The organism is Chryseolinea sp. H1M3-3 (assembly GCF_029360725.1).
Lineage (GTDB): Bacteria > Bacteroidota > Bacteroidia > Cytophagales > Cyclobacteriaceae > Chryseolinea.
Window position 1 is genome coordinate 65,558 of record NZ_JARKMY010000006.1, and the last position, 12,780, is coordinate 78,337.

Below are 12,780 nucleotides of genomic sequence, written 5' to 3' on the forward strand. Positions count from 1 at the left end.
TGTATCAAACCACATCCCATAAACAAAGTCCGATGAAATCTTTTAAAGTCTTTTTGCTCATTTTTATATCTATTTCAACTGTATATGGTTCAGATTTTTATGTCGACATAGAAGGAAATGATAGTGAAGGCAACGGGAGCAAAGAAAAACCCTGGCGCACAGTAGCCTATGCGATAAAAAAGATTCCTGCAAATCAGCCCCAAACGCTTCGAATCTCCAGCGGAACGTTCTATGAAAACAATGCTATTGAGGTTCCCCCTAAAATTAGTTTAGTCGGCGCAGGAATTGATTTGACAATATTAAAAGCTGCTAAATCATTTTATTACAATTCGGCCAGCCCCGATTTGGCGCCAGAAAAATTTCTTATACGGTTAGACGGGCGGGAGAACACGGCTGGCGATCAACATTTAAAAAGTTTTACAATCGATGGCGCATCTAAACAACTGCATGGAGGAATTTATGTTCATGGCAGACATAACGTTCTGATAGAAAATGTAAAAGTGCAATACACCAATTTTTGCGGACTTTGGATTTTGAAAACAGAGAACTCAACTGCTCGAAACGTTGCTTTGCTCAATTGTGCTTGGGGCAATACTGATTGGTGTTCCGGGGCCTTACAGTTTGCGTATGCCCATAACGTTGAGTTTGATCAGCTAACCATCGATGAAGACAAGGGATATGGAATAAAAACTTTAGGGCAAGGTAAAGACCATGTTCTGAAGAATTTCAAACTTCATGACAGTCATATATCCGTGAATCCAAAAGGTTTGTGGCAGAATGGCAAAGCTCCGAATATTTCAATAGAGATCTGGGCGAACGCCTTTCAGCAAAGTGAAATTTACAATTGCTATGTGGACAATCATATTTCAATTGTCAATGTCGACCATGACGTCGAGCCAACAGGTGAAAAATTTCGAATTCACCATAATACCATTGATCTAACCAAAAGAGCAGGCGGCGAGGGATATGGTCTTGAGTTAACCATTCACGACGCCGAGGTCGATCATAATATATTTAAAGGTGGCATGTGGGGTATTGTAAACTGGGCGCAACCAAAACAAAATTGGAGCATTCACCATAATATTTTTTATGAATTAAATAATGTGAATCCCGGCGCTATCATTAACGCTTACAAGGGAAATTTACAGCACGTAAATATTTACAATAATACAGTTGAGTTGCATGGAAAGGCTACGATAAACTTTTTAGAATGCAATAACGGTGGTGTAAGTGACGACGTCAAAATTCAGAATAATTTAATCATCAATTCAAATACTGAATATGTTCACTATCCAAATCGATTTATTAATCTCGAAGCAGGTTCGACCATAAAAAATTTGCTGGTACAAAATAATGTTCTATTCAATATGCCGCTGGGAGAGCTTGAAGGAACCATGAAAAATAATTACTTCGTTGACCCAAAGATTAGTCGCTCAGGCAACCGCCCCTTTCCATTTTATTCGCCGGCCCTAAATAGCCCGCTAAAAGATGCAGGATGTAAACTGGACTTTCCCTATAATGGATTAGCTCCCGATATTGGAGCATACGAAAGCAAATAGGAATTCGCTTTAATCGGACAAAATTTACATAACATCCCTGATAATGTTGTGCTCATCGAGTAGACCTTTACTAAGCAAGGGTTTAGCTTCAAATTGTCAGAAATCAGTAAATGACCAGTATACTTTTTTGTGATTCCACTTACAAAGGAATTAGAACTAATACTGATCTCAAAATTCAAAATTTTCTGAAATCGTTAAACAAAATATGATGAGGCGACTAGGCATTTTATTGTTGTTTATAGTATGCTTTCAATCTGCATTTGCTACTGTTTATCATGTGAGCGTTTCCGGAAATGATAACGGTGATGGAAGTGTTGGCAACCCTTGGCGCACATTAAAAGTTGCTGTTACAAAAGTGCCGGCCGGTCAGGGCCACACCATAAAACTTTCCGCTGGAACATTTGTTGAGAGCGGTCAATTTAATGTGCCTCCTGGCGTAAACATCGAAGGGGCTGGCGTTGATCAAACGATCATCAAATCTGCAAGTGGATTTTATTATAATCCAGCATCACCAGGATTTGGGCTCGACAAATTCCTGATGTGGGTTTATTCAGCCAACGCAGTTGCCGGGAATCAAAGTTTGAAAAATTTTACGTTGGACGGCGATGGAAAAAGATTACATGGTGGGATTTATGTAAAGAATAGATCCAACATTCTTATCGAGAATGTAAAGGTACAAGGCACGAATTTTTGCGGTATTTGGATATGGGATGTAAAAAATTCCATTTTAAGAGATGTAACCATCATCAATTGTTCGTGGGGTAGTACGGGATGGGCTGCCGGTGCACTACAGCTTGCACACCTGGAAGATGTCGAACTCGTTGGGTTAAATATCGATGAGAACACAGGATATGGTATCAAAGCATTGAGTGGCGGTGGGAACAAAATCACCCGCATGAAAGTACACGATAGTCGCATTACAGTAAATCCTGCAGGAAAATGGGCCAACGGATCGGCACCCAATATTTCCTTTGAGCTTTGGGAAGTATTGCTGACCGACTGCGAGATATACAATAATTACATGGACAATCATCTGTCCCTTGTAAACGTACCCACCACCCCCACAGGCGGGCGGTCGGTTCGTGTGCATCATAATGTATTTGATCTTCTAACACGCGCCGGTGGTCACGGATATTCAATTGAATCTACCGTGAATGACGTTGAAATCGACCACAACTGGTTTAATGGTGGATCGTATGGAATAGCTAACTGGAGCCCTACACGCGTTGCAAATTGGTACATTCACCACAACACCTTTACCAATTTGAATAGTGGATGGCCGGGGACCGTGATGCGATCCAACATAAGCGGTCTTCACAACGTAAAATTTTATAACAATACCGTGGAGTTGTCTGGAACTACAACCATTAATGTGATCGGACTACATGCGGGACCAAGCGATAACGTTGATATCAAAAACAATCTTTTTATAGATTCGAATACGAGTTACTCGTGGTGGCCGAATCCCTTGATTTTTATGGAAGGTGGTGCAACAATGTCTGGGTTGGTTGTTTCCCATAATCTTTTTCAAAAAATGCCGATCGGAACAATTAGTGGAAGCTATTCAAACAATTTAACGGTGGACCCACAAATCACAAAATCCGGCGTAAAACCAAGTCCTTATTATTTACCTAGGGCGGGAAGTCCACTTATTGACGCAGGGGTAAATGTGGGTCTGCCATACCAGGGCTCTGCGCCAGACATCGGTGCTCATGAGTTTGGCGCAGCAACACCTCCGGTTAATCAAATGCCAACTGTAAGTTTGACGGCGCCTGCAAATAACACGAATTTTCCTGCAGGCTCATCCATTACAATTAATGCTACAGCATCTGATCCAGGTGGTTCAGTAAGCAAAGTCGAATTCTATAATGGAGCCACCAAGTTAGGTGAAGACCTCACTAGCCCTTATAGTTTTGTATGGGCTAATGTTCCGGCAGGAAATTATACAATAAGTGCAAAGGCGACGGATAACCAATCTGGAACAACAACTTCATCGCCTGTTAATATTTCAGTTACAAATGCCAATACATTGCCAGTAGTTTCAATCACATCACCAGTCAATAACGCCACATTTACAACTGGGTCAACTGTTAACATAACCGCTAACGCATCAGATGCAAATGGTACCGTGAGTAAGGTTGAATTTTTTAACGGAGCGGTAAAATTGGGAGAGGATTTAACAAGTCCTTATAGTTTTTCATGGACTAATGTGCAGGCAGGAACTCATTCAATAACCGCTAAAGCGACTGACAATCAAGGCGGCGTTACAACATCAACCGCCATCAGAATAACGGTTAACACTGCAAATACCCCACCCGTTGTTAGTATTACAAGCCCCCTACCAAATGCTACATTTGCACCAGGTGCCACAGTGAGCATTGCCGCTACGGCGTCTGATATAAACGGGTCTATTGGCAAGGTTGAATTCTTCAACGGAAACACAAAGTTAGGTGAAGATTTAACCAGCCCCTATTCATTTACATGGCAAAATGTTGCTTCAGGTACCTATAGAATTACCGCCCGGGCAACGGATAACCAACAGGCCATAAGCACTTCTCAACAGATTACGATTATTGTCACCGCAGGCAATACACCGCCCACAGTAACTCTAACTTCGCCGGCTAATAACGCTTCTTTCGCTACTGGAACACCAATTTCTATTACAGCAAATGCTGCCGACCCAAATGGTTCAGTAACTAAAGTTGAATTCTTCAATGGAGCGGTAAAACTGGGTGAGGATTTGACGACACCTTATAGTTATGTTATAAATAATCCAGCGGCGGGCAATTATTCAGTAACTGCAAAAGCCACTGATAATGCTGGTGCTGTGAGTACTTCTGCGATCACCAGATTTTCCGTTCAGAATTCAACTACAGGCGCTTCAGTTGTGTTGACCAGTCCCTTAAATGGTTCTACCTTTGATGCCGGAAGCTCTATTCAATTAACAGCAACTGCTACTGCTTTATCCGGCGCTATCTCGAAGGTTGAGTTTTACCGAGGCACCACCAAAATAGGTGAAGATTTAACAAGTCCCTATACTTTTATTTGGAATAATGTTGCTGCGGGGAATTATAACTTGACAGCTAGAGCAACTGATAATCTAGCAAAAATTGTTACTTCGGCTGCTGTAAATATTATCGTCAGCAATCCTGGTGGACCTACCGTTAATATCACTAGCCCCGTGAATAATGCTTCTCTGCCTGTTGGTTCGACAATCACAATTGTAGCCGAGGCTTTATCGTCCGGTGGCACCATCAGTAAAGTGGAATTTTTCAACGGTACCGTTAAGCTCGGGGAAGATGACACAAGTCCATATAACTACAGTTGGTCCAATGTTCAGGAAGGGACCTACACGCTCTCCGCAAAAGCAACGGATGCATTAGGCAATAATCAAACGGATGAAATTCAAATTTTCGTAAAGAGTACACCAATAGCTTATGCGGGAGACGATGTTACAGTTGTCTTACCCCAAACAACGGTTGAAATTTCCGGAAAAGGCGAGTCATCTGATGGATCGGATTTGTCTTACAGCTGGAGTCAAATTTCAGGTCCAAACGATGCATCTATATCCGATGCCAATTCAAGTTCACCAACGTTCGAAAACTTGATCGAAGGTTTATATGTATTCGAACTTACTATTACTGACAGCAATGGCGTAACAGCTAGCGACCAGGTGGCAGTTGAAGTAACAAATCCGCCAATGCTTAGTGAAGGAAATATTCCGCGTTATTTTTCTCCAAACGCCGATGGTATTAATGATGTATGGGAATGGCCAAGCCTTGATCTCTACGCCAACTCATCTTTATCAATTTTTAATCCGGCAGGCCAGAAAATCTATGAAGTGGACTCCTATCAAAATAACTGGGATGGTACTTTGGATGGAAAGCCTTTGCAGGCAGGCGCTTATTATTACGTCATCAGATTAAGTAGCGACAGTGACATCAGAGGTGCCGTGCGAATTATCCGATAACCAGTAGGGCTTCGAAAGCGCGAAAAAAAAGTAACTTCTTAAATGCATTCCTTTGGGACGTTGACAAGAAACCCAAAAGTGAAAACAAGCAATCATGATCACCTTGGTGCACTTTTCCAATTAACAGAGGCGATTGCCACTAGAACAGCAAAAATCACAGCGCCCGTACACTCTCTGTATACGAACATATCAACCTGCATGACGATGAGAATAAATGCCATCACAGAAAATAAAATTCCTTGTTTTTTACCAAGGTTCATCTTCTTTTGAAAATAGCGGTACGTTAAGTAAGCAATTATTATCAGCAACGTAGCTCCCACAATTCCCTGGTCTACCAGAATGCTTAACATCGTACTGTGAAGGTGGGTATCTGTTTCTTTAACGCCCCACAGTTTTGCAATATTGGTCATGAGGTGCAGGAAATAGTGACCGTTATGACCATTACCAAAAACGAGATTTGTTTGATCATGAAGTAACCAATCTAACGCACTTTGCCATGCATAAGCCCTCCCATTAAATGTAGTTACATCCTTCAAGTCGACGCGCTGCATGATGACTTTAAAAACCGGTAAGGTTAATATAAGGTATAAGACATAACCCAGGTTTAATAAAAGCGGCACAAAAAATACACCTATCAAAAAAAGACCCTTGAATTTGTGGACGATATTAAGGATAGCGAGCGCAAAGACGAAAAGGAAAATTAAATTAGCCAGTCGCGAATTAATGAAAAATAACAAAAGAAGATTTAAGCAAAAATATGCAAGCAAGTATGTGAATCTAAAACCATCGCCTTCGGCAATCGCATTTCGCATGTAATAGAGTAGCATCAAATTTAGAATAGCAATCATACAAGCCCCGCTATACATTCCATCAATGAAGGGCAGGCTTAATCTTCCTTCTATGTTATGCGTTCCATTGGTTAATCCAAACACATAATAACCTAACAGATTTAGCAAGAGCATTATGCTTAAACTATTAAAAGTCAGCTTTACTAGTTTCTCAGGGTCTTTCTCGTTGTATAGACATACCGCGATGAAAGCATAGAAGGGAAAGAGAATAATACCGGAACGCGTATAAGATACAACCTCATTGATGAAGGGTGGGTTCTTGCTAAGTGCAATAAAAAAAGCGCCGACACACGAAACTTGAAATGCTACCATCCAAAAGAAGAGGCTGTTGACGCGAATTTCAAATTGCTTTTTGTAAAGGATATCAATTAAATAAAAAAGCAAGATGAACACATGTACACCAATGCTTACAACTTGTCCGGCTGGCGAATTGATGTTGGCGGAGATATACGCTCCAATCCCATACATCGGAAAACTTGCAGTGTATAAAAAATTAATAAATTCTCTCTTATCCAGCATTCGCGTGTATGAGTTTGGATCTTAGATCCAATATAAAATTCGGAATTACCTTTTTCAAACTCCACTTTATTCTCGATAACCCGGTTGTAAAGGTATTTCTGAAAAAGCTGTCATCTTTTTTAACATCAGGGACTACGAACTCAGGATGTTTCAACGGAAAACTTAAGGGTTCTAATTTGAGGTTATGTCCAGCACCGTTGGGATCGAGTGTATGCGTTGCGTCGGTGCCAAGTCCCAAATTCACGACTAGGTTTTTCTGTGGGATTATGGTAAGTCCTGAATTGATTCTGCGAATGAACTCCCATTGGTAATCCCACCAGGTTACGTTCTGAATTGCCCCGACGGTCTTGTCAAAGATCCATTTGAAATAATCTAATTCATAGTCCGATCTAAAACAACTCTTCAAATACTCCGAATCGCGTACTTTGTTGTAAAGCTTCATCTCAAAATCATAAATTTTCCACGCCCTGCGCCACGTTGCCCATCCCCAAATCATATTATGATTTGAAAAATAATAGGAATAATCAAGTTGTTTATGCGCTGTATCCAGAAAATTATTTCCACCAATTTCCATTATACGATTATCGTTTCTATACCTTTCGAGGAGTTCAGCACAGTAAAGAAAAAAATCATGCGAAGGCAGACAATCATCCTCTAAGATAATGCCTTCCTCAACGTGTTCAAAAAACCAGGTTATTGCACCGGCGGGCGCTCTACCACAACCCAAGTTTTCGCTTCGAAATAACGTTTTTACTTCGCAATCCCAATCGACGGCTGTTGCAATTTTTCGGACCTCCTCACATTTTTCAGCTTCTCCTGGCTTGTTTGCCCGAGGACCATCAGCAGCTACAAAAAGACGTTTCGGTTTTTCCTGCCGAATAGCATCAAATACTTTTCTAGTTGTCTCTGCACGATTAAAGATCATGAACAGAACAGGTACATCGGAAGTAGATTGTTTCATTTTAATAAGGTGTTCCAATTTTTTCCATTACAGCTTGTCAGCGTTATTTATTAATCACTGACTCAAATTTTAAATTTCGAAAAAATAAGTCTTTTCATGAATCCAAAAAAGTACCTTTTATCCGATTCTAAATCACGTATCACAAATGGTGGGTGCTTCAACGGAAACTCCATTTCTGAATCTGTTAATTCTATTTTGTCACGGTGAGTAACCCCATCTTTGGTACCTATGTCCCTGACTAAATTTCTATTTGGAACGATGGCTAATCCGGAGTTAATATATCTAGCAAAATCCCATTGACAATCCCACCAGTCAACCTTGCCCCTACTGGCCAGTGTACTGTCTAACCTCCGAAGCCTGTATGTTTTTTCAATTGGGTTTAAAAAGTAATTTTCAAAAAAACCATTTTGCTTTATTCTGTCATATAAGCGTATGTCATAGTCGAAAGTTTCCCAAGCCCGGCGCCATGTCGCCCATCCACCAATATATCCGCAGGTTGAAAAGTAGTATGAGTATTCTGAATCATTGTTCTTCCTTCCCAAAAAGTTCCTTCCTCCAATGTGCATTATTCTATTGTCATCTCTATAATCCTCCAGCAGCTCCTGGCAGTACCTGAAAAAGCCCGGTAAAGGCAAGCTGTCATCTTCGAGGATTATCCCTTCTTCCTCATGTGAAAAAAACCAAGTCAATGCTGTTGAAGCAGCCTTACCACGGTTAAGATTGTGTTCCTGAAATAGTTTTTTGACTTCGCAGGGCCAATCAATGTTCTCTATAATTTTGCGCGTATCGGCGCATTTTTTCTTATCAGATTCTATCCCCTCCCGTGGTCCATCAGCCGCAACGTAAAGCCTAGCGGGCCTGATTTTCCGAATTTCATCAAAAACGATTTTGGTAGTTTCAGGTCTGTTAAATATGAGTAATAAGACAGGTGTCTTGAAAACAAATTCAGCCATATACAGCCATCATTGAATTGGATCATAAAGTTATAAATACCAACTCCATTTATCGATGATACGCGTCATAGGCAAACATCGACTCTAGTCATAATTCGACTTCAAAAGCTAATGCTATTGTTGCAGTTAAAACTTATACTCGTAGCCATAACCATATCCGGTACGCTTAGAAGTCTTAACATCATTCAATAAGATGCTTACATTGCTGATTTTCTTTCTTTCGTAAAGCTTATTGATTTTGGATAAGCTATTTCTATGGGTATAATCCGATCTTACCACATAAATGTTGGCGTCGGTATATTTCATTAGAATAATGTATTCAGAAACATAACCCAATGGCGGTGAATCAAGAATTATAGTGCTATAGTTTTGTTTTAGCGTATTGATCAGTTCTTCCATTCTAGGGTGCCCGATCAAATCAATTGGATTAGGAGGAATCGGTCCGGATCCGATAACATCAAATCCTTTACTCTCTGTAGGATTAATTATTTCCTTTATGGAGCAATCTCCTATCAGGAAATTCGACAAACCCTTTTTGTTTTTTAACTGGAAGTAGGAAGCAACCTTCGGCCTACGCATATCCGTATCTATCAAAATTGTTTTCCTTCCTGAGTGCGCCATCGCGGCGGCCAGGTTTACTGAACAAAAGGTTTTTCCTTCGCTTTCTCGTGAAGAGGTAATTCCTATTACGTTTGCATTTTTACCAAGCGTCAAATACTGTAAATTAACACGCAAAGACCTAAATGACTCTCCAATAGGGGAACGGGCATGTGCTATTATTGTTCCTTGCTCTCGTTTGTTTCCGTGAGTAATTGCGCCGATGAAAGGAATTTTTGTATTTCTTTCTACATCTTCATGGGTTACAATATTGTCATTCAAAAAGTCCTTTATAACGATAAAAGCAATGGTTCCCGCGAGTCCGACAAACAATGCAAGTCCATAGATGACTTTTGAATTCGGTGATACCGGTCCGCTGCCCACTTGATAAGGGCGGTCTACAATTGTTTTTTGAATTGAATTTGACGCAATAGCGATACCAGCTTCGGCGCGCTTTTCTAATAGGTAATTATAGACGTTATCGTTAAACTCGAAGCTTCTTTGAATCTTCACCAACTCGCGTTCATTTTTCGGAAGCGCATTAAGATTTTTCTGAATTTTGAAAATACGATTGTTCACATCTGTTAGTGCAATGGCGGTCACTTCAATCATATTACTCACATTCTCAGAAATGCTTTTCTTTGAATTTCGGATTTTCATATCCACAATTTCAATGAGTGGATTATTTTCCTTGGCATTGTAGTTATAGCCAGTCCTCTCCTGATAAAGCTTAGAAAGTTCAAGCAATAAATTATTAAGCAATGGGTCGTCCAGTCCTAAGGCGGAAGGCACTACGATATCCGATATGTCACTTTCCTTCTTTAAAGTATTTGCAAGAAATGTATAGTACTTAAGCTTAACCTCGAGATCAGCTTTATCTTCTTCTAGTTTGTCAAGGTTTGCAGTAAGATTATTCGCTGTAGAATTTACATCAAGAATGTTATTTCTTGACCTGAAATGTTCAAGAGAACCTTCAACTTGCCTGAGCGTATCGGAAACACCGGCCAATTGATTATCTATAAATTGAATTGTTTTTAATCCCAATTGATTTTTCTTATAAAGCTCATTTTCGAGATACACCTCCAAGAGCTTGTCAAGAAATCTTATCTCTTTTTCAACTACCCGGCCTTTAACACCCAGCTCAACTATATTAGATTCAAGTGCAATGGGTTCGATGCCCAACTTACCCTGATAGCCCTCAACAAGAGATCCCAGTGTATTGAGCACGAAGAACATTTGCGTGTCTTTATCTGGTTTAAACTGATCATTGAATTTTATTGTGAAGCTAAGATTCTTAGTAACAAACGGCTTATCGACAGAACCTTCCTCATTGATTTCAACTTTTTCGACGAGACTTTCGACGGTGTTGGTTACATAATTATAAGCACTTACTTTTTTGCCACTGGCAGTAACTCGAAATTTTGTCGAGGAAATGCGTTCGATGTAAATCGGTAGATAAATAAATTGATCTACCGCAGAGTCCAATTGAATGGTAAATGGGGAATCCTCATATCGTTCGGTTTCAACGAAATTTTTCTTGGTATAATACGCTACTGCAAAATCCAGTTGTCTCATGGCTTGTTCCACCATGCTATACGATTTTAGAATACCAATTTCATCTTCCAATTCAGTTTTAGGTGTAAACAAATCCATCCCTTTCAAAAACTGCTCGGAACTCATTGCGTTGGGATCCTCGCTCTTTAATAAAAGAGATGCACGAACCTGATATTGCTTCGGAGTAAATTTCAAATACGCATATGCCAACGGTATTACAATGAACATCGCAATCAAGAAGTAATACCATTTGGAAAGAAGTTTAAGAATTATCTCTTTAATATTAATTTTTCCGTCCATATCCCCGCTTTATATTATCCGTTTCTGTCAATTATTATTATCCAAATAGTTTAAAATCAGTATTGCAGTGGTTGCTGCCGAAAAAACTAAAGTAAGGTGCTCGAGGTTAAGCCGCCTTGACCGTGCTTTCAGAGGTTCAACATACAGTGCGTCATTCGGCATCAAGTAAAAGTACTTTGATTTAAGTAAGTTTGGATTTGTTAAGTCGAGCAAAACGACCTCCGAACCTCCCTGAACCTGCCGAACAAGTTTTATATTTTTTCTGCTCCCAACAGGGGTTAAATCCCCAGCTAAGCCGAGTGCTTCCAAAATGGTTATCTGATTATTGTAAACATAGTGATAACCAGGGTTATTTACCTCCCCCAAAACCGTTACTTTAAAGCTTATTAACTTTACAATAACAGTAGCGTTTTTTAAATACTTATTTGCATTCAACTGTATAAGATCCTGTGCTTGCTCCACAGACATACCCTTAACTGTTAACGCCCCGATAATTGGCAAAGTAATTTTTCCTTCTTCATCAATTGAATAGCCTTCCAGATACAAATTACCTGGGCTGGTGAACATGGGCGCCTGCGTGGTTGTGGTGATGTTAAAGATATCCGAAACCTGCGCGTCTGTAGAACTCTTAACCTTAATAGACAAAATGTCATTGGGCTGAAGTTGATAAGTGGATTTCCTATTCTCTACCAGTTTAGGCTGAGTTTCGGAAAAGGTATTATCCTGGAGATATACAAGTCTTTTATTATAATAACAGGAGGTAAACACAAACGCACAAATGATAAACAGAAGAGGATTTTTAGATAAAATTCGCATTGGCTCTTATGGGTCAAAAATTAAACAAAAGTATTCCTAAGCATTCAGTCCATCAATGATCGCCGTCATTTGGTTTTGGAAATGCCCATCATTGGATCAAAAGGATAATATCAGGTGGTTAACCTATGGTCATCCCCCAACCCCAAAAATGCAATATAAAAAATGGTTAGTACAATTTACGTGTGAAAGTTATCGAGAAATATAATTCTCGAGATGCTCAATGATGTCCTTTTGTTCTTCAATAATGTGTTTAACAACATCACCAATCGAAATAAGGCCAACCAGCCGACCCTCCTCCACTACTGGCAAATGGCGAATGAATTTGCCTGTCATGAGGTCCATACAATCCTCGATGCTGGTTTCCGGCAAAACTGTAATGGGGTTTCTTGTCATTAATTCACTTATGGGCGTGTTTTTGGACGATTTTCCTTTTAGGATCAGTTTCCGGGCATAATCCCGTTCTGTGAATATTCCCTCTAGTTTATCATTTTGAAGGATTAATAATCCACCAATGTTTTTTTCGCACATTAATGCTATTGCTTCATAAACCATGATGGATGGTTCAACCGAATAGACCTTATTACCCTTTGTCCGCAGAATATCTTTAACTTTTCCCATAGATATTAGAGTTTCAAACGATTGAATATATTAGATAATTGCAGAAAAAACAAGACGCTTTCTAAGCGGTCATAATTCCTATAAA

Annotated in this window: 8 protein-coding genes; 2 read left to right on the forward strand and 6 right to left on the reverse strand. The window is 39.9% G+C overall.

Going from position 1 to position 12,780, the window contains the following annotated elements:
* Nucleotides 1-32 precede the first annotated feature (32 nt).
* Both P2W71_RS14575 and P2W71_RS14580 read left to right on the forward strand, forming a co-directional pair.
* On the forward strand, nt 33-1,559 hold the full coding sequence (locus P2W71_RS14575; protein ID WP_276372000.1) for a right-handed parallel beta-helix repeat-containing protein: 1,527 nt from the start codon (nt 33-35) through the stop codon (nt 1,557-1,559).
* Nucleotides 1,560-1,764: 205 nt separating this feature from the next.
* Nucleotides 1,765-5,529 carry an Ig-like domain-containing protein gene (locus P2W71_RS14580; RefSeq protein ID WP_276372001.1) on the forward strand — a complete coding sequence of 1,255 codons (3,765 nt, stop codon included), beginning with the start codon at nt 1,765-1,767 and terminating at the stop codon, nt 5,527-5,529.
* 98 nt (nt 5,530-5,627) lie between these two features.
* On the opposite strand, the gene P2W71_RS14585 is transcribed toward P2W71_RS14580, so the two are convergent.
* From P2W71_RS14585 to P2W71_RS14610, 6 genes are all read right to left on the reverse strand, one after another.
* The gene (locus P2W71_RS14585) at nt 5,628-6,896 is read right to left on the reverse strand and encodes an O-antigen ligase family protein (protein ID WP_276372002.1); all 1,269 of its coding nucleotides are present in this window, start codon (nt 6,894-6,896) and stop codon (nt 5,628-5,630) included.
* Nucleotides 6,886-7,857, reverse strand: a complete 972-nt coding sequence (locus P2W71_RS14590) for a nucleotide-diphospho-sugar transferase (RefSeq protein WP_276372003.1) — start codon at nt 7,855-7,857, stop codon at nt 6,886-6,888. Before P2W71_RS14590 ends, P2W71_RS14585 begins: the two co-directional genes overlap by 11 nt.
* A 62-nt stretch (nt 7,858-7,919) precedes the next feature.
* Nucleotides 7,920-8,810 (reverse strand): nucleotide-diphospho-sugar transferase, encoded by an 891-nt coding sequence (locus P2W71_RS14595; RefSeq protein ID WP_276372004.1) that lies wholly within the window; start codon nt 8,808-8,810, stop codon nt 7,920-7,922.
* Between the two features lie 126 nt (nt 8,811-8,936).
* The gene (locus P2W71_RS14600) at nt 8,937-11,261 is read right to left on the reverse strand and encodes a tyrosine-protein kinase (protein ID WP_276372005.1); all 2,325 of its coding nucleotides are present in this window, start codon (nt 11,259-11,261) and stop codon (nt 8,937-8,939) included.
* Nucleotides 11,262-11,288: 27 nt separating this feature from the next.
* On the reverse strand, nt 11,289-12,077 hold the full coding sequence (locus P2W71_RS14605) for a polysaccharide biosynthesis/export family protein (RefSeq protein WP_276372006.1): 789 nt from the start codon (nt 12,075-12,077) through the stop codon (nt 11,289-11,291).
* A gap of 189 nt (nt 12,078-12,266) precedes the next feature.
* Nucleotides 12,267-12,695, reverse strand: a complete 429-nt coding sequence (locus tag P2W71_RS14610; RefSeq protein WP_276372007.1) for a CBS domain-containing protein — start codon at nt 12,693-12,695, stop codon at nt 12,267-12,269.
* Nucleotides 12,696-12,780 lie beyond the last annotated feature (85 nt).

Coding starts and splice junctions, on each gene's coding strand:
- P2W71_RS14575 (WP_276372000.1), top strand. CDS start 33: ATGAAATCTTTTAAAGTCTTTTTGCTCATTTTTATATCTATTTCAACT.
- P2W71_RS14580 (WP_276372001.1), top strand. CDS start 1,765: ATGATGAGGCGACTAGGCATTTTATTGTTGTTTATAGTATGCTTTCAA.
- P2W71_RS14585 (WP_276372002.1), bottom strand. CDS start 6,896: ATGCTGGATAAGAGAGAATTTATTAATTTTTTATACACTGCAAGTTTT.
- P2W71_RS14590 (WP_276372003.1), bottom strand. CDS start 7,857: ATGAAACAATCTACTTCCGATGTACCTGTTCTGTTCATGATCTTTAAT.
- P2W71_RS14595 (WP_276372004.1), bottom strand. CDS start 8,810: ATGGCTGAATTTGTTTTCAAGACACCTGTCTTATTACTCATATTTAAC.
- P2W71_RS14600 (WP_276372005.1), bottom strand. CDS start 11,261: ATGGACGGAAAAATTAATATTAAAGAGATAATTCTTAAACTTCTTTCC.
- P2W71_RS14605 (WP_276372006.1), bottom strand. CDS start 12,077: ATGCGAATTTTATCTAAAAATCCTCTTCTGTTTATCATTTGTGCGTTT.
- P2W71_RS14610 (WP_276372007.1), bottom strand. CDS start 12,695: ATGGGAAAAGTTAAAGATATTCTGCGGACAAAGGGTAATAAGGTCTAT.